The sequence below is a fragment of the Vibrio sp. 10N.239.312.C11 genome (assembly GCF_041466065.1).
Taxonomy (GTDB): domain Bacteria; phylum Pseudomonadota; class Gammaproteobacteria; order Enterobacterales; family Vibrionaceae; genus Vibrio; species Vibrio tasmaniensis_A.
In genome coordinates this window covers 1-24,035 of sequence record NZ_JBFSRZ010000010.1, presented here as the reverse complement: position 1 = coordinate 24,035, position 24,035 = coordinate 1, and the positions used below count along the sequence as shown (strand labels likewise).

Sequence of the window (24,035 nt, the reverse complement as noted above, 5' to 3'; positions counted from 1 at the left end):
GCGCTCGAATTGTTAATCTTCAAGGAACCTGAATGAAAATTTTATATGGCGTACAAGGTACAGGGAATGGTCACATCGCTCGTGCGAGAGCAATGGCCGTCGCTTTTCGTCAGAAAAATATCGATGTCGACTTTCTGTTCTCTGGGCGTGACGAGAGTAAATTCTTTTCGATGGAAGCATTTGGCAATTATCAGACCCGCAGCGGCTTAACTTTTTACAGCGAGCAGGGGAAGGTTAAATACGGCAAGACATTCATCGAGAACAACATCTGGCGATTTCTCCGCGAGGTTAACCAGCTCGATCTTGCGCCTTATGACTTAGTGCTTAATGATTTTGAACCTGTGACGGCATGGGCGGCTAAGAGGCAAGGTGTGCCATGCATTGGGATAAGCCACCAGAATGCGTTCCGCTATGATGTACCTAAAGAAGGGGGCAACTGGATTGAACATTCCGTGATTCAACATTTCGCCCCAACTGAGCACTCTATTGGTTTGCACTGGTATCACTTTGAACAGCCAATATTGCCACCTATCGTTCACACGCCTGCGTGTGATGAGCGAGCTAAAGCAACACAAGACTTCACCTTGGTTTATCTACCATTTGAGGATCTTGATGCTATCTCTGAGTTGTTGATGAAGTTTGTTTCTCATCACTTTGTCTGTTATCACCCGAATGTGATTGAGCATAGCCGAGTCGAAAATATAGAGTTCAAACCACTCAGTCATGCCGGCTTCCAATTCGATCTCAATCAGTGCTCTGGTGTGGTGGCCAACGGCGGTTTTGAATTGCCATCTGAAGCCTTAACTTTAGGTAAGAAGTTGCTTCTTAAGCCTCTTGAGGGACAGTTCGAACAACAAAGTAATGTGGCGACGCTTGAAGCGCTCGGGTTGGCTCAAACCATGAGCTTTTTAGACGCGGCTACCTTGCGTGGTTGGCTCGGTGAAAAGCAGGCAGAAGTGGTCACTTATCCCGACGTGGCAAGTGCACTTGTTGAGTGGGTGTTAGCGGGCAATTGGTCCAACCAAGATGACTTAAGAAAGCAACTTTGGGACAAGGTAGATTTTCCTAGTTATGCATCGCTCACTTAACTCATAAGTGTTATTTCTGAATTGGCTGGTTGAACGATTCATGAGTTCAATAATTTGTAACAAATGTAACCAAAACGATAGAACAGCTAAATAAGTCGAAATGAAACTCATAAGTGACGCATTTTATGTTTTTTTATAACTCCATAAGCAACTGATTTTTAGGTGTTGTTTAATCATTAAGGTAAAATTAAATTATTCTTTATCAATCTTGTTGGTAGCTCGAGATTTATTGGTTAATAGTAATGGCAATCCGAAAAACATCGGTCTGATAAATATAAGAATTAGTGGTTATCTATTCCCACACCATTACCAATTTAACCCTGTCGAACCGACAAGAGGCAACTTGAATGTTAGAGAAAAAAGACGCAATGAGTGCAATTGCAAGCTACAGAATGGAAAGCACACTTCGTGGAGTCGACTTAAATCTTTTGACTGTATTTGATGCAGTTATGCAAGAGCAAAATATTACTCGTGCAGCTCATAATCTGGGCATGTCTCAGCCAGCGGTAAGTAATGCTGTTGCTCGTTTGAAAGTAATGTTCAACGACGAGCTATTCATGCGTCAAGGTCGTGGTATTCAACCGACTCAACGTGCTCGTCAGTTGTTTGGTCCAATCCGCCAAGCGCTGCAGTTAGTACGCAACGAATTGCCAAGTTCTGTATTCTCACCAGAGTCGTCTTCTCGTTTGTTCAAACTTGCAATTTGTAGCCCTTGCGACATGCGTTTTGCACCTAAGATTATGTCGACAATCAACGACCAAGCACCTAGCGTTAATCTGCACATGGATGCAGAATTTGACCGTCAACTTTCTGAGCGCATGCGTTACCAAGAAATTGACTTCGTTATTGATTACTCGCGTTTTGATGAACAAGGTTTCTCAAGCACTGAAATCTTCCAAGATGAATTGGTTGTGGTCGCTTCTGCTTCTCACCCACGCATCAACGGTGAAGTTTCAGCAGCAGAATTGCTTAACGAAAAGCACGCTAAACTGTCTCGCATTCACGGTCAACGTAGCTTCTCTGAGCAAGCTTACCGTGACCTAGATTGCACGCCTTTCTACGAAGGTACGAGCTTGAGCAACGTTCTTTACGTTGTTGGTCAATCTGAACTTGTAACAATCGCTCCTCGTTGGATGGTAGAACATGCAGCAAACAAAGAGCAGCTTCAGATTCTAGATTTCCCATTCGATAATGCGGCGATTTCTGGCTTCCTTAGCTGGCACGAATCAAGTGAAAAGGACAAAGGACACATCTGGTTACGAGATCAGTTAATGATGATCTGTGGCGAAGTAGTAGCGCTTAACTAGACACTAATTCCTATGATTTATAAGCCCTAAGCTAGGAGTCTGGCTTGGGGTTTTTTTGTACCTGCTATTTTTGTTGATAGAAAACTTAGCGTGAGACGTACTATTACTGATAACTTTGAGCTTCATCAGTTGCCTTTTCCATGATCAGAGGTACACTTGTGCGCTCAAAAAAGCTTACAGGTGTAAGCCAAAGGTAAAGAGATGGCCAATTTAGATTTTCATATCGTAAAAAGACTTCGTGACCAAATTGCCCAAGGCGGCAACCGTACAGCTTTGAAGCACAAAGTAGACAATGTATGGCAAGGTATTAGCTGGGAACAATTTGGACAACAAATCGATACGCTTTCATTAGCGCTATTGGCTCAAGGATTGAGAGTTCAGGATAAGATCGGTATCTTCTCGAACAATATGCCTCAGTGGACTGTGGCTGACTTCGCATCCTTACAAGCGCGCCTTGTAACGGTACCAATCTACCCAACCAACACAGCGGCACAGTCTTCTTACATTATCCAAAATGCGGATGTGAAGATCTTATTCGTTGGTGAGCAAGCTCAATTCGATGCGGCGGTTAGCCTTTTTGAAGAGTGTGAACAGCTAGAAGTTGTTGTGGCGATGTCTGATGATATCGATCTGCAAGGACATCGCTTTGCTGTCTCTTGGAAAGAGTTCATGGCTCGTGGTGTTGAAGATCAGCGAGCTGAGCTTGATGTTCGTCTTGCGGATGCCAGCATGGATGACTTACTGACGCTTATCTATACCTCTGGTACAACAGGCCAGCCTAAAGGTGTAATGCTTGATTACACTAATGTTGGCTATCAACTAAAAGGCCATGATGAGCGTCTCAGCTTAAGCAAAGACGACGTCTCATTGTGTTTCTTACCTCTATCACATGTATTTGAACGCGCTTGGACTTTCTATGTCCTTTATAAAGGCGCAACCAACTGCTATTTGCAAGACACCATGCAAGTTCGTGACGCACTGAGTGATGTTAAACCAACGGTTATGTCTGCTGTTCCTCGCTTCTACGAGAAGATTTTCTCAGCGATTCACGAGAAAGTATCTAAAGCACCGTTTATTCGTAAAGTACTCTTTACTTGGGCGGTGAACATGGGCGCGAAGCTTTCTGTTTGTCATCAAGAAGGTCGTACACCATCATTCATGCTGAAGAAGAGCCATGCGCTTGCTGACAAGCTTGTGTTATCTAAACTGCGAGCTCTGTTAGGTGGTAACATCAACTTCATGCCATGTGGTGGCGCGAAGCTTGATGAAACCATTGGTCGCTTCTTCCACGCGATTGGTATCAATGTAAAACTTGGCTACGGCATGACAGAAACCACGGCAACAGTATCGTGCTGGGATGATCGTTGTTTTAACCCTGATTCGATCGGTATGTCGATGCCGGGCGCTGAAGTGAAAATTGGCGCTAAGGACGAGATTCTTGTTCGTGGCCCAATGGTGATGCGTGGCTACTACAAGATGCCAGAAGAGACAGCTAAAACATTTGACGAGCATGGTTTCCTAAAAACGGGTGATGCGGGTCATTTTGATGAAAATGGTAATCTATTCATTACTGATCGCATAAAAGAATTAATGAAGACTTCTGGCGGTAAGTACATTGCACCGCAAGTGGTTGAAGGCGCAATTGGTAAAGATCACTTTATCGAGCAGATTGCTGTTATCGCTGATACGCGCAAATTCGTTTCTGCACTGATTGTTCCTTGTTATGACTCGCTAGAAGAGTATGCCAAAGAGCTTAATATCAAATATCATGACCGTGTGGAACTTGTTAAAAATCACCAAATAGTAGAGATGCTAGAGAAGCGTGTGAATGACTTACAACAAGAGCTAGCGAAGTTTGAGCAAGTGAAGAAGTTCAAGTTGCTGCCAAAAGCGTTTTCTATGGATGATGGTGAGCTAACACCGACCCAGAAACTGCGTCGTAAGGTTATTAACGATAAGTATCAAGACGAAATCGAAGAAATGTACAACGAAAAGCCTAAAGATAAGTAGTTTTCTGTTTAGATAAATTTTCAGTTGTTTAAAAATCCCCCTACGAATGTGATTGCATTTTTAGGGGGATTTTTTGTATCTAATGACACAGCACAATGTGCGAAAGCGCACACCAACAAGCTCGCTGTTTATCGATAAATAGCGAGCTGCTGAAATATTAAGTGCTTTTTTTTATTAAGTAGGCAGTGTTTAAGCCTAGTATGAAAGCCTGTATTGGGTTTTATTTGATGCTTTGAGCTAATAGTTGGTTTTTTGGCACTGTTGCCGAATAACAGGCGTTAGACCAGATGATAATAAAGCGTTAAAGTTGTTTCGTATTACTGTTTGTTGTTATCACTACAGACAGCCATAGCCGAAAAAGTGGAAGTATTTCGAATTAGGCTACGAATAAGCCCTAGACTATGAAAAACCAGCCCAACATGTTCACCAAATGTGATTGGAAACTGGTGAGGAGAGCAATATGACAACAAAACCTGAAACAGCTATGTCATCCGGCGCTGAAATGTTATCCGGCGCTGAGATGGTGGTGCAGTCTCTAATTGAAGAGGGTGTAGAACAAATTTTTGGTTATCCAGGTGGTTCTGTACTTGATATCTACGATGCGCTGCATGCTAAAACTGCTGAAATTAAACACGTATTAGTACGACACGAACAAGCCGCTACCCACATGGCAGATGGCTATACTCGTTCTACCGGTAAGCCGGGTGTAGTACTTGTGTGTTCTGGGCCAGGTGCGACCAATACCGTTACTGGTATTGCAACAGCCTACATGGACTCAATCCCAATGATTGTTATTTCTGGTAACGTACCAAATAACCTTATTGGTAACGACGCCTTCCAAGAGTGTGACATCGTTGGTGTATCACGCCCGATCGTTAAACACAGCTTCCTCGTTAAGAAAGCGGAAGATATCCCTGAAGTCGTTAAAAAAGCATTCTATATTTCAACGACAGGACGTCCAGGTCCTGTGGTTATTGATCTGCCAAAAGACATTTTAAACCCACAAATTAAGCTTCCTTATGAATACCCAGAAACGATCAAAATGCGTTCATATAACCCAACGGTTACGGGTCATAAAGGTCAGATCAAAAAGGCGCTAAAAGCCCTTCTTGAAGCGAAGAAGCCGGTACTTTATGTCGGTGGTGGTGCGGTTATTTCTGAGGCAGATAAGCCGCTGTTAAAATTAGCAGAGGCACTGAATTTACCCGTGGTAAGTACCCTAATGGGGCTTGGCGCTTTCCCTGGTACTCATAAGAATTCTTTGGGTATGTTGGGCATGCATGGTTTGTATGAAGCCAATATGGCGATGCACAATGCGGACTTGATCTTTGGTATTGGCGTACGTTTTGATGATCGAACCACCAATAACCTAGATAAGTACTGTCCTGATGCGAAGATCATGCATATTGATATCGATCCATCTTCTATCTCTAAGAACGTTAAAGTGGATCTACCGATTGTAGGTTCAGCGGAAAAAGTACTAGAAAGCATGGTTAACCTGCTTATTGAGCAAGGTGGAACTAACGATGCAGAAGCGATGGAAAGCTGGTGGAATGAAATTAAACAATGGCAAGAACGTGACTGCTTAACGTATGACAAAACGTCGGGTCGAATTAAGCCACAACAAGTTATTGAAACACTGCATAAAGTAACCAATGGCGATGCCTATGTTGCTTCGGATGTTGGTCAGCACCAAATGTTTGCTGCTTTGTATTACCCGTTTGACAAGCCACGCCGTTGGATTAACTCTGGTGGTCTAGGTACGATGGGCTTTGGCTTACCAGCTGGTATGGGCGTTAAGTTTGCGAAACCTGATGAAGAAGTTGTGATTGTTACTGGTGACGGCAGTATTCAAATGAATATCCAAGAGCTGTCGACTGCGCTGCAATACAATATCCCCGTTAAGATTATTAATCTTAACAACCGTTTCTTAGGCATGGTAAAACAGTGGCAAGACATTGTTTATCAAGGTCGTTACTCTAATTCATATATGGACTCTGTTCCTGATTTTGCTGCTATCGCTGAGGCTTATGGCCACGTTGGCATGCGTATTTCATCTCCGGATGAATTGGAATCAGGTTTGGAAAAAGCACTGGCGATGAAAGACCGTTTGGTATTTGTCGATATTAGTGTGGATGACACCGAGCACGTATACCCAATGCAGATCAAAGGCGAGGGTATGGATAACATGTGGCTAAGCAAAACGGAGAGAACATAGTATGAGACACATCCTTTCACTATTAATGGAAAACCAACCAGGTGCACTATCTCGTGTGGTTGGCTTGTTTTCTCAGCGTGGCTACAACATCGAGTCTTTGAATGTATCCCCTACGGATGATCCAACGCTTTCTCGTCTGAATGTCACCACTAACTCGAGCGAAATGCAGCTTGAGCAGATCCAAAAACAGCTACACAAGTTAATCGACGTACTTAAGGTACAAGAAGTGTCTGAGCTTGAGCATATCGAGCGTGAACTTCTGATGGTAAAAGTACGCGCTAGCGGCTTTGCTCGCGCTGAAGTGAAACGCACAGCGGATATATTCCGTGGTCAAATCGTTGATGTGACGGCTTCGAAATATACGGTTCAAATGGCCGGCACTAGCGAGAAGCTGGATGCTTTCATTCAGGCATTGTCTGAAGTAACGGAAGTACTTGAAGTGGCTCGAAGTGGGGTTGTTGGCATCGCACGTGGTGAACGAGCGTTGAAAGCCTAACGAAGAAAGATTTAAAGCTGCTTTTAAGCTAAAACTGAGCATTTAATCGTTTGAAAAAAATAGCGATTTTACTGATACGAACGGCCCTTAATTTGGGCCGTTTTGCTTTCTGGAAGTAAGCATCGTTTGTCCATACTTTCTTATTGCCATTCATTTCTTTGTAGCTCTCCATTAGGGCGCTATTGCGCTTTTTATAGAGTGCCCTGTTATTTACTGTGCTTGATCCCCTCCAGTACCATGCATCCATATTTATTGGGAATCTCATTTTTGAGAGACTTAAATCACAAAGTTTATATGATTAGACTAAAGTCTAATACTCGCGGTGATTTGAGCTAAACTGAACAATAATCAAACAGTCTTGCTTCATGTCATCTCATGATAAAAGATGCAATTAATAGAGTGTTTGCTAGATGTAAAAGGATGGCACCGTTAACTTAATTCAACTGGTTAGCTAACCCTATCAAAGTCTTGAAGGGCATTAGTTGAATTAGGTTCGCTGAAGCAAGGGTTTAGGGATCATACAGTCTGATTGAAAGAGGCGTGGTATGTTTGTCGATTTTTTAGTGAGGTTAACCATAGGTACATTAGCCGTTCTTGGCTTTCAACTGAGTGCATTGTATTTTTTACCTATGGTTGTGCTACTCAATACTCATCACAAAGAGTTTTTTGGGTGGTAGTTCAGTCGTAATACTGGAAATAAAAAACGGAGCTATTAGGCTCCGTTTTTATGTGGTTAGAATCTATCTTGACATTATGCGGCTTCGATAACTTCTTCAATTCGCTTCATTGAACTTAACAGGTGTTGATCCAATAGTTCTGTCGCTTGATCGACATTTTTAGCAAGTACCAGCTTCATGATCATTTCATGCTCATCAATATTGAACAGATCATCAGATGCGCTTTTCGCTGACATCGCTAGGAAGCGGTAGCGTTTTACTTGATTGATAAGATCATCAAAGAACTTAAACATGTTCTCTGAGTCTGCGCCTTCAAGTAACGCTGCATGGAACTGCTGGTGACGTTCTTCCCACTCAACACAATCAAACTCTTCTGAGACATATTGTATGCGTGATAGCTTGTGGTAGGAGGTTAATACTTCCAGTTCCCAGCTTTCATCGCCTGCTGAAATTGCCTTTTTAAGCAGAACAGAAGAGACAACACGAAGGCTTTCATATAGGTCATTGAGTTCTTTCTTTGATACCGGTGATACCCAGCAGCCTTTTTGTGGCTCTAGCTTTACGTATTTACTCCAAGATAGTTGCACTAAGGCTTCGCGAATTGGAGATGCGCCGACGTTGTATCGTGCTTTGAGATCAGCTACAACGAGTTTTTTACCTGGGGTTAATTCACCATTGAGAATATCTTGGCGAATCATCTTTGATACTTTGTCAGTAAGCGTAGGACTAGACATTACAAACCTCATGTATATTTGATTTCTAGTCTGCTAATCCGTTTCTTAGGAAGAGTTTATTGGAGTTTAACAGTACGTAGTTCTAATGTGATTGATAATACAGCGTACTGAAAAGTTAGGCAAGATTTTGTTTCATAAAAAAAGAGGGCCGAAGCCCTCTTTTATATTTTATGCGAATCGGTTCATTCTTATAGAACGTGAACAGATGCTGTGTTTGTAGTACCAGAAGCGACTAGAGCACCAGAAACCATAACTACGATGTCGCCTTTGTTACCTAGGCCAGATTGTAGAGCGATTTCTTTACCGTTGATGTAGAACGCGTCTGTGTTCTCGATAGAGTCAACAAGAACTGGCTTAACACCTTTAGTAAGAACTAGCTGTGCAGCTGTCTTTTCGTTAGTTGTTAGAGCAAGGATGTTTGCAGTTGGGAAGTACTTACGTACTGAACGTGCAGACTTACCGCCTTCAGTTGCAACAACGATTAGAGGAGCAGCTAGTTTCTCTGCTGTGTCTACAGCGCCTTTACATACTGCTTCAGTGATGCGTAGACGTGGGCTGTCTAGACGAGAACCTAGCTCAGCTTTAAGAGCTGAATCAGTACGGTTCGCGATTTGAGCCATGATAGTAACAGCTTCAACTGGGTACTTACCTTTAGCCGTTTCACCAGAAAGCATTACTGCATCAGTACCATCCATGATTGCGTTCGCAACGTCACCCGCTTCTGCACGAGTTGGACGTGGGTTGCTGATCATAGAGTCAAGCATTTGAGTTGCAGTGATAACCATCTTACGTGCGCGGTTACACTTCTCGATCATCATCTTCTGAGCGAAGATTACTTCTTCAGCTGGGATTTCAACACCTAGGTCACCACGAGCAACCATGATGCCGTCAGAAGCTTCAAGGATTGAATCGAAGTTATCTACACCTTCTTGGTTTTCAATCTTAGAAATGATGTGGATGTTCTCGCCGCCGTTAGCGTTTAGAAGCTCACGGATTTCTTTAACGTCTTCTTCTTTACGAATGAAAGAAGCAGCAACGAAATCAACGCCTTGCTCGCAACCAAACTTAAGGTCAGCTTTGTCTTTCTCAGAAAGAGCTGGAAGTTGAACAGAAACGCCAGGAAGGTTAACACCTTTGTTTTCGCCTAGAGCACCGTTGTTAAGAACTTTACACTTAACTTCAGTTTCTGTTGTTGCGATAACTTCCATTTCGATTAGGCCATCATCAACAAGGATAGTGTTACCTGCTGTTAGGTCCTTAGCGAAACCTAGGTAAGTTACTGCTACTACGTCTTTGTTACCAACAACTGTTGCATCAGTTGTGAAAGTGAACTCTTGACCAGCTACTAGATCTACGTCGTTACCATCTTCAAGTTTGATAGTACGGATTTCTGGACCTTTAGTATCTAGAAGGATAGCAAGTTGCTCACCTTTGTTTTCCATTACTTTACGGAAGTTCGCGATACGAGTGCCGTGCTCTGCGAAATCACCGTGAGAGAAGTTAAGACGCATAACGTTCATGCCAGCATCTACTAGTTCAGTTAGCTTCTCTACAGATTCAGTTTTAGGGCCAATCGTACATACGATTTTGGTCTTTTTCATGGAAGGTACTCTCCGGTAAGTATTGTTACAATTTGAAATTTATTTAAGTTCTGAAGGTTGGTCCGCTACATCAACATTTTGTGCCTGTTGTGTAAAAGCGCGGGACTTCCAATATGCCATTCAGAGTTGTAAGTCTTTCATCAAATTTAGTCATTTTATGACCAAAAGATTTTGATTCAATATCGGTTTTCTGTGACTTACTCCACTATATAAGGGGTAAGTTGCAAAAAAATAACAGTCAGTTTTGTAATTTTTTTTCTTTTCGGGTGCGGATTCTACCACCTAATCAATTCAATATCACTGCTTAACAATTGTCTTAGGACAAGGTTTTATCGCTATTTATTAATTTTTTGGATCAAAATAAATGGACTAAATAGTTTCGTTGTAACTATAATATGTTTCATATCGAAACTTAATGGCCTTTTTAAAATGTCGAAACGAAACACCCAGCTCAGAAGATATGCAATTTCTAACCTAGTGAATGAAAAAGGGGAGGTTAGTGTTGATGAATTATCCGCTAAGTTCGAAACCTCAGAGGTCACGATTAGAAAGGACTTGGCGTCTTTAGAGAAAAACGGTCAGCTTTTACGCCGTTATGGTGGTGCGATTTCGTTACCTAAAGAGGTTGTCAACGAAGAGCTGTGTCCACAAGTTTCGACTCGAAAGATTTCATTAGCGAAAGCCGCTGCAGATTTAATTCGCGACCATAATCGCATTGTGATCGATAGCGGTAGCACGACAGGAGCGCTAATTCAGCAGCTCAATAGCAAGCGTGGTTTAGTTGTGATGACCAACTCGTTGCACGTTGCTAACGCACTTAATGAGTTGGAAAGCGAACCAACACTGCTAATGACCGGCGGCACTTGGGATACCCACTCGGACTCTTTCCAAGGCAAAGTCGCAGAGTCAGTACTTCGTGCTTACGATTTTGATCAACTATTTATTGGGGCTGATGGTATCGACCTTGATAGAGGCACAACCACGTTCAATGAATTGGTTGGCCTAAGTAAAGTAATGGCTGAAGTGTCACGAGAAGTGATCGTGATGGTTGAGTCGGAAAAGGTGGGACGAAAGATCCCGAACTTAGAGCTGGCATGGGAACACATTGACATCTTAATTACCGATACAGACTTAGGCGAAGAATCCAAAGCAAGTATCGAATCACATGATGTTCGAGTGATCCTGACCGATCCAGCGTAAAAACAAATTTAAATATTATGCATTTACCTTCCTATAATTGATCTTAATAAAGATCTGGCCTTTGCTTGCTGCCAATAGGAATAAAATGAAATTGATGGAGTGAAACTATGTGTGGAATTGTTGGTGCAGTAGCACAGCGTGATGTAGCTGAAATTTTAGTAGAAGGCCTTCGCCGCCTAGAATACCGAGGCTACGATTCAGCGGGTGTCGCTGTAGTTGATAACGAATCTAACCTAACTCGTGTACGCCGCCTTGGTAAAGTACAAGAGCTAGCAGACGCAGTCGATCAACAACATGTTATTGGCGGTACTGGTATCGCTCATACACGTTGGGCGACACACGGTGAGCCTTCTGAAGCAAACGCACACCCTCACATGTCGGGCGACATTGCTGTTGTACACAATGGCATTATCGAAAACCACGAAACACTGCGCGCTCTGCTGCAAGAGCGTGGCTACGTGTTTACTTCACAAACAGATACAGAAGTTATCGCTCATCTTGTTGAGTGGGAACTTCGCACGTCAGCTTCTTTGGTTGAAGCTCTGCAAAAAACAGCAAAACAATTAGACGGTGCATACGGCACAGTGGCGGTTGATCGTAAAGAACCTAGCCGTATCGTTGTTGCTCGTTCTGGTAGCCCAATCGTTATCGGTTTTGGTGTGGGCGAGAACTTCCTTGCTTCTGACCAACTAGCGCTATTAAGCGTAACTCGTCGCTTCATGTACTTAGAAGAGGGTGATGTTGCTGAGGTGACTCGTCGTGATGTAACAGTATTTGATGTAGCGGGCGAGCGTGTAGAGCGTGAAATCGTTGAATCAAACGCAGAACACGATGCAGGTGATAAAGGTCAATACCGTCACTTCATGCAGAAAGAGATCTTTGAGCAGCCAACAGCGCTGATCAACACAATGGAAGGTCGTATCTCTGACACTTCTGTAATCACTAATGCAATCGGTGTTAAAGCGGAAGAGATCCTAAGCAAGGTAGAACACGTGCAGATCATCGCATGTGGTACGTCTTACAACTCAGGCATGGCAGCTCGTTACTGGTTTGAGTCTCTAGCAGGCGTAAGCTGTGACGTAGAGATTGCCTCTGAATTCCGTTACCGTGATTTCGTTGTTCGCCCGAACAGCCTATTGGTGACTCTGTCTCAGTCTGGTGAAACGGCGGATACGCTTGCTGCACTTCGTCTTGCAAAAGAAAAAGGTTACATGTCCGCAATGACTATCTGTAACGTTGCGGGTTCTTCTCTGGTTCGTGAATCTGATTTTGCCTTCATGACTCGCGCAGGAACTGAGATCGGCGTTGCTTCAACTAAAGCCTTCACGACACAGCTAGCGGCTATGCTGATGATGGTAACGTCAATTGGTCGTCTACAAGGTCGCATCAATGAAGAGAAAGAAGCTGAGATCGTTCAAGCACTGCATCAACTGCCTGCTGATATTGAAAAAGCATTAGCGTTTGATAAAGAGATCGAAGCGCTAGCACCTGATTTTGCAGATAAGCACCACACACTATTCTTGGGTCGTGGTGAGTTCTACCCAATCGCGATGGAAGCGTCTCTTAAACTGAAAGAGATCTCTTACATCCACGCAGAAGCATACGCGGCTGGTGAGCTTAAGCACGGTCCTTTGGCTCTTATCGATGCAGATATGCCAGTCGTCGTTATTGCACCAAGCAACGACTTGCTAGAGAAACTGAAATCAAACGTTGAAGAAGTACGTGCTCGTGGCGGTCTACTTTACGTATTCGCAGATGAAGATGCAGGCTTTGAAAGCGATGAGAACATGAAGATCATCAAGATGCCTCACGTAAGTGAAGTAACAGCACCTATCTACTACACAGTACCGATGCAGTTGTTGTCTTACCACGTAGCGCTAATCAAAGGTACTGACGTTGACCAACCTCGTAACCTTGCGAAAGCGGTTACTGTTGAGTAATCGTTAGCTTATCTAAGAAAATTAGATAATAAGAAGCCCATCCTGTGATGGGCTTTTTTGTGTCTGCTAGTTAACGATTCGTGTTAGAGCTAGCTGTAGCGTCATTAAGCATTAAGCATTAAGCATTAAGCATTAAGCGCTAAGTGCTTGCTCTAGGTCAGCCAAGATATCGTCAATGTGCTCGATACCTACTGAGAGACGAATCATCTCTGGTGACACACCTGCTTGCTTTTGTTCCGCTTCGCTCAATTGACGGTGTGTTGTAGAAGCAGGGTGACAAGCGAGAGATTTTGCATCGCCAATGTTCACCAATCGCTTGAATATTTGTAGCGCATCATAGAAACGAACACCGGCTTCATAACCATCTTTCAAGCCAAAAGATAAAATGGCAGACGGCTTACCTTGCATGTATTTCTCAGCCAGCGGATAGAACTCAGACGTTGGTAAACCAGCGTAGCTCACCCAACTCACTTTCTCATTTTGCTGAAGGTACTCTGCTACTTTTAGTGCGTTCTCTGTGTGTCGCTCCATGCGTAACGACAACGTTTCTAGACCTTGCATTAGCATGAAGGCATTCATGGGTGACAATGCTGCACCTGTATTACGTAGTGGAACCGTTCGAGCGCGGCCAATAAACGCGGCTTCGCCAAAGGCTTCGGTATACACCACACCGTGGTAAGAAGGTTCTGGTTGATTAAATACTGGGAAGCGATCTTTGTGCTCTGCCCATGGGAATTTGCCTGAGTCGACAATCACGCCACCCAATGTTGTTCCGTGACCACCAACGTATTTGGTGAGTGAGTGCACCACAATATCAGCACCAAAATCGATAGGTTTACACAACACAGGTGTCGCCACCGTGTTATCGACAATCACAGGTACACCTTGTGCGTGAGCAAGCTCAGCCACACGTTCTAAGTCGATGATATTACCAGCGGGGTTACCGATACTTTCGCAGTAAACCGCTTTGGTTTTGTCATCGATCAGTGCCGCTAAGCTTTCTGGTTTGTCGTCTTTGGCAAAGCGAACTTCTATCCCTTGGTTTGGCAGCATGTGAGCAAATAGAGTGTAAGTACCGCCGTAAAGCTGAGGCGTTGAAACGATGTTGTCACCGATTTGTGCCAACGTTTGAATGGCGTAGTTGATCGCCGCGCTGCCCGCACTCACCACTAAGCCTGCAATACCACCCTCTAAGGCCGCCATGCGTTTTTCCAACACATCGTTGGTTGGGTTCATTATGCGAGTGTAGATATTACCGGGTACCGCAAGATTAAACAGGTCTGCACCGTGTTGTGCGTCATCGAATTCGTAAGCAACGGTTTGGTAAATAGGGGTCGCAACTGATTTGGTTGTTGGATCAGTTTCGTAGCCGAAGTGAATCGAGAGCGTTTCGTCTTTCATGTTTCTTCCCTGAACGATTGAATTATCTATGTACTCTCATATTGCCGATTTTTTTATAAAAGAAAAGTATATTTAGTCACAGAGAGGGAATTGGAATTGCGTGTGGGACAATTCGTTATTTGTAGGAAATACAGCGGTGAGTTGTACAGCTTCAGAAAAGCAAAAAGCCAGAGCAGTGTGAACTGTTCTGGCTTTTCTAATTTGGTGGCCCCTCCCAGATTTGAACTGGGGACCGAACGATTATGAGCCAAGCTTCAGCCCTGTAATCAACATAGTAACCCTGCCCCGAATCACTCCGAAATCCACCAGCAAAATCACATCACATGATTATCCGCATGAATTCTCTGACGTCGACGACGAGGTTATGGGGTTGATGGGGATGACTTAGTACGACGACGCCGTCGAGGTTATGGGGGTAAAGTTGGGTGGAAAGACAGGAACCGGACAGGAAAAGACAGGAAGAAGTCTCTATGCGTAACAAGTCTCAAAATGAATTTATATTATTGAATTAGAATGATTTTTACCGACTTGTGTCGACAAGGATCTTCTTTCTAGTTCAATAAATAAAGGAAAGTTTCTATGAACCAATCTAAAGGTAGTACAGTGAATGCAGAAGCTGATGCATCTAAAGACACGCCAAAACACAATCCATTCTCGAACATCCTCAAATCAGGGGAAGCAGACAAACTAGGTTCAAAATCTCAAGGGACAGTTCTCTACGAGATTTCTCAAAATATTGAGGATAAACAACTCTACTTCCGGATTGCTGGGCAGACAGGAGGGGCAGGGTTACATTCAAAACAATGGGTTCCATGCTCTAAGTTATTCGAGGTTATCGAATCTCAGGGTGATAAACCATGGAAAAGTCAGGTCTACAAATCCCTCTATTCTTCTGGTTCAGCCAACAATCAGGGCTTCTGTGCCGCTATCGTTCGTGGCCTAGGTTTAGCCGTGAAAGCTGAGTCTTCTATTTACTTACATGTCGTTTCAGAGAAATACCAAGATAGAAAAAAGGAGCTTCTCGCACTGTCAAAATCAAGGGCTAAATAGTGTGTAAAAACCTTGTCGTCGTCGACGTAATGACGACGCTGTCGATAAACCTACTCATGAACAAGTCGCTAGGTAGGTTTCAACATCTCTAACCAAGGCTTGTTTTACCCATGATGGAGAAATTACATCGATATCAGGTAGCCAAGATTTGAGGACTGGCATTAATGCGTGAATATCTGATGTCTCAATGCTTATAAGTGTCGAGCCATAACCCAACTCTTTCAGCACCTGAATTGCCATAGGTTGTTCTGACCTCTGGTAATCATCAATTCGACTAGAACCTACCTGTGCGATGACCTCTACAATACCCTGAGTATTCCAGTGTAATTCTTCTCTGATTAGTTTCTCGTTGAAGCTAGGGGAGGGAGTGTAAATATCATCGTGTTGAACTAACTCTGTAATCTCCGATACTCGAAACGAATATGACTGGTTCCTAAGTACTGAAACCAAATGCCAAATCCCATGTTCGTTAATGAGTTGGTAAGGCTCAATCCGATGATAACGACGACGCTGACACGTTAAGGTTAGAGTGTTTCGCTGATGAATAGCGTTCGCAATGACACGTAATGTTGTCTGAAAGTGACTGGAATCTTCGATAGGTAAATGACGGAACAGAATAGATTGTGTCTTATGGCTTAGTGCCTGAGTCATGACTGCTCTATCTGGAAACAACTTATCTACTCCCATACTCGATAGGGAGTTCAGAGCTAAATGAGCTTTAGGGTTACGATGATCTAATTGCTTTAAGAAGTAATATCCATCCTCTCTTACGATAGGTAGAAATGCCAGTCGACTGAAATCTCGAAGTACAGTTCGTTCATGTACTCCAAATTCCTGCTGTAAGTCGATAAGGCTCAGTTTCTCTCCTGAATGTAATCGGGAAAGTATCTGACTCAATCGGTAGGCTAACTTCTCACTCTTATTCATATCACCAATGATGTACTGATTCGCTGACAGGTAGTGTCAGTCATCATTATTTCCCGATAGTCATGAGTAAGTGACCGATTTTGTTATAGGTTTCATAGCCTACGAAACCTAAGCCCTGCCGTTATTCCTCAAATTAATTTTACCAACTGACACCACCTGTCAGTCCACACCTTCAAACTAATCAACAGATGTCTTCTTAGAAAGAGGGCATGCAATCTTCAAGGAAAAAACAAAAATGAAAACATCAATCATCCTGCTAGGTCTAACTTCGCTTTTCGCATCTTCAGTATTCGCAGGTGGCACGTTCGGTGGTAATCCGGGCGATATCTCGAAAATGAAAGAGCTGCTAGAGCCTCAATGGAATGGCAAGGCAGGTATTCAGAATACAGCGTCTTACGGTGTCATCGTGCAATGGAAAGCGGATGTCTGTGGAACCATGAATGGTCATGTCACTGATACGGCGAAATGCGGCCCAGATACCCAGAAAGGTAAAGCACAATAAATTTTGTTGCGGAGCTTGGCTCACGATATCTCAGTTTCGAAATTGGAACTCTCTAGGCTGAGGTATCAATGAGCTCCGCAACACTCAATCAACCAACAACAAGGAGCCTTAACATGGCGATTAAATCAATTACAACACTAGTTACAACCTGTCCTGCATGTGGTGAACGTGCTTATGATGATGGCAGCTGTCAGGTGTGCGGTCACTCTCACTAAAGCGGCATTAACAAAAACTCCAAAGGGTCATGTTCTTCATTGAGCATGGCCCTTTTTCATATCTATATAAAGAGGTAGGGAAGTATGCAAAGTAAAACATTCTCACAATCATCATCCCAATCAAAAAAGAACACTGCTATCCGTGGCGCTCAAGTCGGTGCTGCCATTGGTGCTAGGTATGGTCCATACCCATATTCCGTATTAATTGGGGGAATCGTTGGGTACGTAATTGGTGTCGTCGCCGACGAAGTTATTGAGGATTGACGGGCAAGTGTTATGAGAGCAGGGGATAACCTCTGCTTTTTTTGTCGACGACGCAGATGGTCGGAGTTGAAACCTCCTAGCCATATTAAGCTGTGCTGTGCCATTCAGATAGACAGTTATATATAGATATTAGTTTGCGTATAGGCTGCGATACTACTCATTAATATATTTAAGTATAATCAAATAATAAGCCACTTATCGAATATGCTCGCACAATGATAAATAACTATACAATTAGCCCTGACGATCCCGACTTAAATGCATATGAAAAGTACATTGCTGATTTTCATCAACAGCTCTCTTACCTAAAGATTGGTGAAGAACCTAGTTACGAAAATGCTGACTTTTTCGAGGAAGCAATAACCGTTGAATACCTTCCTGGAAATGATGATGGGTACTGCGTGTTCGCGGCAAGTCTCTTCAGCGAAGACCTCCTTAATAGTTACAAGCTTGATGCTCATTTAATGTTGCAAAAATCTTACGGTAAAAAAGCGGATAAAACTGTTGATTCAATCAAGAATGATTTTTTGCGTATTGAAGATAAACCTAGCTTGATAGCTGAGTTGAAAGGTTTGAGTAAACGATGCTGCCAATTGTGGGATTACATAATTTATAAACACTTATCTGATCCTTTAGCCAAGATAACAGAAGACGATGTCAGTATGCTCATCGAGCAATCAGATCAAATTGGTGATGAACTTATTAAACTGTCTCTTTGTGAGGATATGGAACTAGGTGGGACTAAGGCGCTAAGTAACGGAGCAAAGTATGATTGGCTAGCTAAAGCGGCATTGCAACTCTACGAAGGAGAACTGCCGTTATATGCACAATTATTTACTCAAGTGTGCGTTAATAAATTAGGTAATGAACTAGTTGAGTATAACCACGATATTATTAAGGTTGTTGACTTGATTCTGACTCATCGTCTAGCGTTAAAATCAGATTTCGCTGCTGGCAGAAAGAAGGTTAGAAAAGAAATGCTACAACTGCCAGCAGAGTATATTTACGTCAGACTCAATGGCAATCTCAAAGCAGACAGTACAAAAGCGGCTTATCGTTGGCTATTTATCAAGGCGTGGGCCTATTCTTATTTAAAGGTAAACCCAATGAGTCTTTCAGATTTAGCCCGTGTCATTGCGAAAGATGACCGTTTTTTCTATCGAGATAGCATGCATTTGCTTAGCTACTGTAAAAGTGAATCTGAAAGAAATGACCTAATAGATAAGCGTTTTTTGGATTTAAAAAATGAACTATCCAAGTGGAATAAGAATGAAGACAGTGAAGGGTTCATTAATGGCAAATTGATAGCAATGAGTCAACGTGGCAGTTAGTACGTATAAAAATTGATACTGAATTGAAAGGGAGAAGCTTAACGGCTTCTCTTTTTTTTTGCTCTCCATAAGCCGGAGCAGAGATGACAGCCGGATTGGTTGAATTAAAGGATACTGCATTTGTCAGCGGAAAAGCTGAAATAACGAAAGGCTGATAGGCAATAGCTGGACCACAGATGACAGCTTAAATAACCCATTTGGGTTGTAATTACATCTGTCGACAAGTGACGCACTACATGCACTGAATCGTTCACAGCATGAATAAAAATCAATCAAAAGGATAAGCAAAATGTCATTACTTAATAAATCCATAAAGAAAGCGCTAGCAATTAAATCAATCACTGAGCAGTACGATGCACCTGAGCAGGCCGCATATATTAAAGTGCCAAGTGAAGATGAAGCATTTCAAAGCAAACTTGGTGTGGCTGAATTAGTTGTTATTGAGGAGCAGTATAAAAACACTGACTACAAAGTGCAGTACATCGTAGACCCTGATCTAATCGAACATTTAGATCGCAAGCATTACCGCACTAAAGTACTCCATGTAGTCAAAACAGAAAGTGGCGAGCTAAAGAGCATCATGATACCAGCTAAGACGAAGAACTCATGGCATGTGTCTAACTATGAATTGCTTATGCAAGCGCAAACATCATCTGTTATCGCCAAGCGTGACGTTATAGCTAAGGTTTACGAGGCGCATAAAGCAACAGGTATTACACCAATTGTTATTACCGATGAAGATGTACAGCAAGCTTACGCTAACGCATTCGGTCAATATGAAATTGCTGACCTCAATCACCCTGCACTAGTCGGAAAATTAAAAAACAGTCCAACGATTGACGCTGTCGACGAACCTGAGATTGAACTACTCGACGACACCGACGCGGTAGAGGCTAATTTGCCTAAATCTGGTTCCCTTGAAGAATTACAGGAGATTCAGCAGCCTGTCAGTTCAGTTAAAAATGAACTCGAACTTGAAGACATATACCTTGATGAGGATGAGCTAGAGTTTGAAGAGATTTCGCTTGATGACATTGATATCAACGAAGAAGCGGCATGAATCATAGCTGCAAGACATTGCATTGAAGGTAAGCCACATGCTTACGTGCTATCAAGACAACTTAATGTTGCTCTGGCGCGTAAGGTGGTTCCTCAACATGTAGTACAACAAGTATCTGCATTCGGGGAAACAATCCCTTGTGCGGTACTGGTGAATATTAAACGGTATCTAGCTCATGTTAATCACCGTCCTGCAATTCGCATTGATGTTGATTACCTCAATCGAAAGATAGCTAAATACAGTAAGAAAAAGTCCAACCGAAGCCTAGCTCTAGTGAGTCAGCTAGTCAGATTTAAAGCTAGCCTGACTCATGATTTAAGCGGTGATTGGCACCGCCAAGTAGTGAATGTCTTCGGTACTAAAACAGGCAGAGATACCACATCAGGAAGTGCCTTAAATCTGATACCAAAACATCATTGGCAAGGCTTACTGAGTCCCCAGCAAGGATATTGTTATGTGCTCTTAGATTATGACCAACAAGAGCCAATGATAGCTGCGCAGAAAGCAAAGTGCATGAAATTACTTAACTTATACGAACAAGGCGATATTTATGAATTACTCATAGAAACAGTAACGGACAATGCATTAACACGCACTGAATTAAAGACATTAATAGTCATGCAGCTTTACGGAGCGAGCATAAAGCGTATAGCGCACGAGCTATCTCAACCACAATCAAACGTCATGAACTGGCTGATGGTGCTTAAGAAAGCCCTAAGCCCAATTGATTATTACCTTGACGGTGAAGCCTTAAAAGCCAAGCGGCAAGGCGAGGTACGCTCATTAGACTGGCGCATGGGAATTACCCAAGAAATTAACACGCTAACAATACGCAACTGGCCTATACAGGCGACAGGTGCGGACATTATGCGGCGAGCTTGCTTCAACCTAGACAAGGCCAAGCTCCCCGTACTACTGACCAACCATGATTCATTCTTGGTGCGGTTAGAAACCGATAAATACGACTATCAACTTAGGCAAGCGAAAAAGGCGTTAACCGACGCCAGCGCCGAGGTATTGGATGGATTTAAATTAAATGTGCAGGTGGAAATGCAACTACCCGCGATGATCAGAGATGAATAAAATGAGTAAATCAAAAAACACAATATCAATGGACGACATTATTGAAGTCGTAAACCCAGAGCAAAACTTGTGTGTAGATGAGAAAGATCAAGTCTATGTGTTGGTGAGAAAAGGTGCATCAACAGAGGCCATAAACATTAAGAGTAAGAAATTCAAGTCTGTACTTCGCAAGATTGCTCGTGACCTTGGAGCACGCCTTAAGGCAGCAGATATTGATGAAATTATTGAAGAACTAGAGAGTATGGTATGGGACTATGAAAAAGCACCGATTACCATTGAAATTCGCAATGCACTGTCCAAAGATAAAGCGTCAGTACTAATCGACCTGTGTAATGATAAAGGTGAAATCATCAACCTTTCGGCAGGTAATGTAGAAGTACTGAGTAAACCTAATGCTAAAACAAAATCAGTGGTATTTAGTCGCCCTAAAGACATGAAACCTATGGTGACTCCTGAATTCACTTCGATTAAAAGTGGCATTACACGGCTAAAACCGTTCATTAATACAGACCCAAACACATTCCTTCAGTTAGTGGCTTACATGACTTACATCTTGGCCCATCCGAAAGAATGCGGTGTCCCTTATCCAATATTGCTTATTCAAGGCGAGAAGGGTTCAGGTAAAAGTTTCTTCTCCAACAGTGTCACACGTACTTTATTGGACCCAAGTAGCCTTGATGGATTGCGAATGCCAAGACGTGAACAAGACTTTGCCATTCAAGTTAACAGTATGTTTTTAGGTGTGTATGACAACTTACGTAAGCTCACGAAAGACCAAAGTGATATGCTCTGTACGACTGCAACTAAGGGTAATATTGCTTCTCGTACCTTGTATTCCGATGATGGCTTAACTTCACTGCTCTTACATGCTCCTTTATTGCTTAATGGTATCCATAATTTTGTGACCGAATCAGATTTGGCCTCACGTTGCTTTAAGGTCGCGCTTGTTCCTATGGAAGAGGACAAACGTAAGCCCGAAGGTTTACTAAAACAGGAGTTAGAAGCAGCATTACCTGAAATTTTTGGTTCACTGTTGACGTTGGCGTCGAAAACATTGGTTGAAGAGGAAAGTGCTAAAGTGAAGTATCCGGCTCGTATGATGGACTTTGCAAAGTGGCTTGCTGCGATTGAGAAAGTGCTGGGGTTAGGTGAGGGCAAGTTACAGAAAGCCTATAAGTTGAATGTGAGAAATATCATGGCCTCAGGTACAGAAGATGACAGCCTTACGGTTGCTATGCAAAAGCTCATCAAATCAGCAGCGAACGATAAAATTTGGAAAGCAACTCCATCTCGCTTATTGGAAACATTGCAGCATCATGAAAACCCGATGTACTTACCACGAGGCGCTGCTGCACTAACAAGCAAGCTTAAAGCTCAAGAAAGCAGTCTTAATGCCAACGGAATTTATTTTAAGATAGGTCGAGATACCGAGCGTTATGTGATGGTGTCAGGTAAGCCTCTAGCTGCTTAATCGTAACCTTGAACATCATATTGATTGAAGCCCATTCTAACGCTGAGTGGGCTTTTTTGTGCCTGAGTGATTATGGTATCGCTCAGGTGCTTACCGTCGACGACAAGGTATTTATAGCAAAGATAAAAAAGTTGTTTCAAATACCGTACTTTGATTTCTCGGTCGATAAGATTAATGTAACAACTTAGCAATTACAGGATCTTATATGCAAACGAAGAGCAAATTAACTACGAGTGCGCAGGCTTGCCTTGATTGGCTTGAAAAGGACTTAGAGTACAATCAGAAGAACAATATTTGGGGGAGTTTGACTCCGCTTTATAAGAGATCTATCGAACGTTCTGGTGAACTCAATGATTTTTTTGAAGACGTCCACAACCAGCTTGATGAACACCAGAAAAGGTTGATATTAGAAATCTTGGTAGATGCGGATATGTTCTGGCACCCAAATCAAGCAACTAAAATACGGGCTGATTACCAGAGGTTTATCGAGTCGAATCAAGCTGTTTTTGATGCAGCACGAACGCTTGCGTCACTTTTAGAAGAAAGGGAAGAGTTTAGTGAAGGTGCTCGCTGGTACTCATATGTTGATACTGACTTACCAGACATTTTGAATGCCTCTAGTCAGCATCATTCACGTTTCAATTCATTTTTGAGAGAGAGATTTAAACCACTTTTATCTTTTGATTCGAGGTATTGGCCAACGACGATAGATTTTATTGAAGAACTTCGAAATAGATTTTTTGATGCAGAAATAGAAACCTCTGAGCAGCCATTGCATTTGTTAGTCAATCAGAAAAGAGCTTCTGATCTTGATACCATTATTTTATTTTTTTCTGACTTACAGACCAGAAAGGCGGGTCTTAATGGCTTACCTAAGTCATTTAAGCTCCGAGATTCATCAGTAGCATCGGCAATCAATATTGGGTTAGATCTACCACTAGAGAATTTATTTACAGCAGAAAAAGTCAAAGTTGGTCGGCAAAACTTACGCAAGAAAGGATGGGATGTTTGGGGGGAAAGGTACGAGTTTAACGGTTTTAATTTATCAACTTAATAAGAGAAGCGTCGTCGACATATAGAGATGGTCATCGACGACATCACTAAACTTCCCCATACTTGTTTAATCAAGCTTGTCTTGATTACGTTCTATGGCGTTGTCTAGCTCTTCGTGTGTGAGTCGAGTTTTATTCAGTTGTTTTTTAGCCTTGTCACCAATGTTCTTTAACTTTTGGCGGTTCTCTTCGGTTTGGCGCTTGTTATTGCGTTTTAGGCGATTGTTTAGTTCATATTCTTCTGAGAAATTAACGAGATTTCTATCTTTTGGCATGTGATATCCTATTTCAGTAATGTTATTTGAATAATATGCCACTAACCACGTATGCTTGATGTGATTTGGATACCAATATTCCTGTCTTTCCACCCAACTTTACCCCCATAACCTCGACGGCGTCGTCGTACTA

20 protein-coding genes are annotated in these 24,035 nt (G+C 42.6%); 15 read left to right on the top strand and 5 right to left on the bottom strand.

The window, feature by feature from the left end; all coding sequences use genetic code 11:
- The first annotated feature begins 32 nt into the window (after positions 1 to 32).
- The 5 genes from AB6D07_RS06555 (at position 33) to ilvN (ending at position 7,119) form a co-directional block, all read left to right on the top strand.
- A complete protein-coding gene (locus AB6D07_RS06555; protein WP_372047281.1) occupies positions 33 to 1,088 on the top strand; it encodes an MJ1255/VC2487 family glycosyltransferase in 1,056 nt (351 codons plus the stop codon).
- Between the two features lie 347 nt (positions 1,089 to 1,435).
- Entirely contained in the window at positions 1,436 to 2,395 is a 960-nt protein-coding gene (leuO, locus tag AB6D07_RS06550) for a transcriptional regulator LeuO (protein ID WP_009847810.1), read from the top strand.
- A gap of 201 nt (positions 2,396 to 2,596) precedes the next feature.
- Entirely contained in the window at positions 2,597 to 4,405 is a 1,809-nt protein-coding gene (locus AB6D07_RS06545; RefSeq protein WP_065680158.1) for a long-chain fatty acid--CoA ligase, read from the top strand.
- Positions 4,406 to 4,865: 460 nt separating this feature from the next.
- Positions 4,866 to 6,623 carry an acetolactate synthase 3 large subunit gene (locus tag AB6D07_RS06540; RefSeq protein ID WP_065680159.1) on the top strand — a complete coding sequence of 586 codons (1,758 nt, stop codon included), beginning with the start codon at positions 4,866 to 4,868 and terminating at the stop codon, positions 6,621 to 6,623.
- A gap of 1 nt (position 6,624) precedes the next feature.
- Positions 6,625 to 7,119: an acetolactate synthase small subunit gene (gene ilvN, locus AB6D07_RS06535; RefSeq protein WP_372091503.1), complete on the top strand. Its 495-nt coding sequence runs from the start codon at positions 6,625 to 6,627 to the stop codon at positions 7,117 to 7,119.
- A 751-nt stretch (positions 7,120 to 7,870) separates the two neighbouring features.
- Here ilvN and AB6D07_RS06530 read toward each other — a convergent pair.
- Together AB6D07_RS06530 and pykF are read right to left on the bottom strand one after the other, a co-directional pair.
- Entirely contained in the window at positions 7,871 to 8,542 is a 672-nt protein-coding gene (locus AB6D07_RS06530; RefSeq protein ID WP_012603177.1) for a GntR family transcriptional regulator, read from the bottom strand.
- 176 nt (positions 8,543 to 8,718) lie between these two features.
- Positions 8,719 to 10,131, bottom strand: a complete 1,413-nt coding sequence (gene pykF / locus AB6D07_RS06525) for a pyruvate kinase PykF (protein WP_017061403.1) — start codon at positions 10,129 to 10,131, stop codon at positions 8,719 to 8,721.
- 429 nt (positions 10,132 to 10,560) lie between these two features.
- Between pykF and AB6D07_RS06520 the strand changes: the two genes are divergently transcribed.
- Complete coding sequence (locus AB6D07_RS06520) at positions 10,561 to 11,331, top strand: DeoR/GlpR family DNA-binding transcription regulator (RefSeq protein WP_372091500.1); 771 nt, start codon at positions 10,561 to 10,563, stop codon at positions 11,329 to 11,331.
- 107 nt (positions 11,332 to 11,438) lie between these two features.
- The gene (gene glmS / locus AB6D07_RS06515; RefSeq protein WP_372140709.1) at positions 11,439 to 13,271 is read left to right on the top strand and encodes a glutamine--fructose-6-phosphate transaminase (isomerizing); all 1,833 of its coding nucleotides are present in this window, start codon (positions 11,439 to 11,441) and stop codon (positions 13,269 to 13,271) included.
- Positions 13,272 to 13,403: 132 nt separating this feature from the next.
- Here glmS and AB6D07_RS06510 read toward each other — a convergent pair whose 3' ends face one another.
- Positions 13,404 to 14,672 carry an O-acetylhomoserine aminocarboxypropyltransferase/cysteine synthase family protein gene (locus AB6D07_RS06510; protein ID WP_017102946.1) on the bottom strand — a complete coding sequence of 423 codons (1,269 nt, stop codon included), beginning with the start codon at positions 14,670 to 14,672 and terminating at the stop codon, positions 13,404 to 13,406.
- A 579-nt stretch (positions 14,673 to 15,251) separates the two neighbouring features.
- Between AB6D07_RS06510 and AB6D07_RS06505 the strand changes: the two genes are divergently transcribed.
- Positions 15,252 to 15,722, top strand: coding sequence for a hypothetical protein (locus tag AB6D07_RS06505; protein WP_017102549.1), 471 nt, complete (start codon positions 15,252 to 15,254; stop codon positions 15,720 to 15,722).
- A gap of 54 nt (positions 15,723 to 15,776) precedes the next feature.
- On the opposite strand, the gene AB6D07_RS06500 is transcribed toward AB6D07_RS06505, so the two are convergent.
- Positions 15,777 to 16,649 carry a YafY family protein gene (locus tag AB6D07_RS06500; protein WP_017102550.1) on the bottom strand — a complete coding sequence of 291 codons (873 nt, stop codon included), beginning with the start codon at positions 16,647 to 16,649 and terminating at the stop codon, positions 15,777 to 15,779.
- A 235-nt stretch (positions 16,650 to 16,884) separates the two neighbouring features.
- Between AB6D07_RS06500 and AB6D07_RS06495 the strand changes: the two genes are divergently transcribed.
- From AB6D07_RS06495 to AB6D07_RS06465, 7 genes are all read left to right on the top strand, one after another.
- Positions 16,885 to 17,151: a hypothetical protein gene (locus AB6D07_RS06495; protein WP_017102551.1), complete on the top strand. Its 267-nt coding sequence runs from the start codon at positions 16,885 to 16,887 to the stop codon at positions 17,149 to 17,151.
- Positions 17,152 to 17,450: 299 nt separating this feature from the next.
- Positions 17,451 to 17,630 (top strand): hypothetical protein, encoded by a 180-nt coding sequence (locus AB6D07_RS06490; RefSeq protein WP_017102552.1) that lies wholly within the window; start codon positions 17,451 to 17,453, stop codon positions 17,628 to 17,630.
- Positions 17,631 to 17,845: 215 nt separating this feature from the next.
- Positions 17,846 to 18,961: a hypothetical protein gene (locus AB6D07_RS06485; protein WP_017102553.1), complete on the top strand. Its 1,116-nt coding sequence runs from the start codon at positions 17,846 to 17,848 to the stop codon at positions 18,959 to 18,961.
- Positions 18,962 to 19,250: 289 nt separating this feature from the next.
- Positions 19,251 to 20,021 carry a hypothetical protein gene (locus tag AB6D07_RS06480; protein ID WP_017102554.1) on the top strand — a complete coding sequence of 257 codons (771 nt, stop codon included), beginning with the start codon at positions 19,251 to 19,253 and terminating at the stop codon, positions 20,019 to 20,021.
- Positions 20,022 to 20,066: 45 nt separating this feature from the next.
- Positions 20,067 to 21,104: a DNA polymerase gene (locus AB6D07_RS06475; RefSeq protein ID WP_017102555.1), complete on the top strand. Its 1,038-nt coding sequence runs from the start codon at positions 20,067 to 20,069 to the stop codon at positions 21,102 to 21,104.
- Between the two features lies 1 nt (position 21,105).
- The gene (locus AB6D07_RS06470; RefSeq protein ID WP_241810840.1) at positions 21,106 to 22,575 is read left to right on the top strand and encodes an ATP-binding protein; all 1,470 of its coding nucleotides are present in this window, start codon (positions 21,106 to 21,108) and stop codon (positions 22,573 to 22,575) included.
- Positions 22,576 to 22,780: 205 nt separating this feature from the next.
- Complete coding sequence (locus AB6D07_RS06465) at positions 22,781 to 23,629, top strand: hypothetical protein (RefSeq protein ID WP_017102558.1); 849 nt, start codon at positions 22,781 to 22,783, stop codon at positions 23,627 to 23,629.
- 66 nt (positions 23,630 to 23,695) lie between these two features.
- On the opposite strand, the gene AB6D07_RS06460 is transcribed toward AB6D07_RS06465, so the two are convergent.
- Complete coding sequence (locus AB6D07_RS06460) at positions 23,696 to 23,902, bottom strand: hypothetical protein (RefSeq protein WP_017102559.1); 207 nt, start codon at positions 23,900 to 23,902, stop codon at positions 23,696 to 23,698.
- Positions 23,903 to 24,035: the final 133 nt, after the last annotated feature.

Bases quoted from the DNA above. Each gene is read 5' to 3' on its own strand.
- AB6D07_RS06555 (WP_372047281.1), top strand. From the start codon at position 33: ATGAAAATTTTATATGGCGTACAAGGTACAGGGAATGGTCACATCGCT.
- leuO (WP_009847810.1), top strand. From the start codon at position 1,436: ATGTTAGAGAAAAAAGACGCAATGAGTGCAATTGCAAGCTACAGAATG.
- AB6D07_RS06545 (WP_065680158.1), top strand. From the start codon at position 2,597: ATGGCCAATTTAGATTTTCATATCGTAAAAAGACTTCGTGACCAAATT.
- AB6D07_RS06540 (WP_065680159.1), top strand. From the start codon at position 4,866: ATGACAACAAAACCTGAAACAGCTATGTCATCCGGCGCTGAAATGTTA.
- ilvN (WP_372091503.1), top strand. From the start codon at position 6,625: ATGAGACACATCCTTTCACTATTAATGGAAAACCAACCAGGTGCACTA.
- AB6D07_RS06530 (WP_012603177.1), bottom strand. From the start codon at position 8,542: ATGAGGTTTGTAATGTCTAGTCCTACGCTTACTGACAAAGTATCAAAG.
- pykF (WP_017061403.1), bottom strand. From the start codon at position 10,131: ATGAAAAAGACCAAAATCGTATGTACGATTGGCCCTAAAACTGAATCT.
- AB6D07_RS06520 (WP_372091500.1), top strand. From the start codon at position 10,561: ATGTCGAAACGAAACACCCAGCTCAGAAGATATGCAATTTCTAACCTA.
- glmS (WP_372140709.1), top strand. From the start codon at position 11,439: ATGTGTGGAATTGTTGGTGCAGTAGCACAGCGTGATGTAGCTGAAATT.
- AB6D07_RS06510 (WP_017102946.1), bottom strand. From the start codon at position 14,672: ATGAAAGACGAAACGCTCTCGATTCACTTCGGCTACGAAACTGATCCA.
- AB6D07_RS06505 (WP_017102549.1), top strand. From the start codon at position 15,252: ATGAACCAATCTAAAGGTAGTACAGTGAATGCAGAAGCTGATGCATCT.
- AB6D07_RS06500 (WP_017102550.1), bottom strand. From the start codon at position 16,649: ATGAATAAGAGTGAGAAGTTAGCCTACCGATTGAGTCAGATACTTTCC.
- AB6D07_RS06495 (WP_017102551.1), top strand. From the start codon at position 16,885: ATGAAAACATCAATCATCCTGCTAGGTCTAACTTCGCTTTTCGCATCT.
- AB6D07_RS06490 (WP_017102552.1), top strand. From the start codon at position 17,451: ATGCAAAGTAAAACATTCTCACAATCATCATCCCAATCAAAAAAGAAC.
- AB6D07_RS06485 (WP_017102553.1), top strand. From the start codon at position 17,846: ATGATAAATAACTATACAATTAGCCCTGACGATCCCGACTTAAATGCA.
- AB6D07_RS06480 (WP_017102554.1), top strand. From the start codon at position 19,251: ATGTCATTACTTAATAAATCCATAAAGAAAGCGCTAGCAATTAAATCA.
- AB6D07_RS06470 (WP_241810840.1), top strand. From the start codon at position 21,106: ATGAGTAAATCAAAAAACACAATATCAATGGACGACATTATTGAAGTC.
- AB6D07_RS06465 (WP_017102558.1), top strand. From the start codon at position 22,781: ATGCAAACGAAGAGCAAATTAACTACGAGTGCGCAGGCTTGCCTTGAT.
- AB6D07_RS06460 (WP_017102559.1), bottom strand. From the start codon at position 23,902: ATGCCAAAAGATAGAAATCTCGTTAATTTCTCAGAAGAATATGAACTA.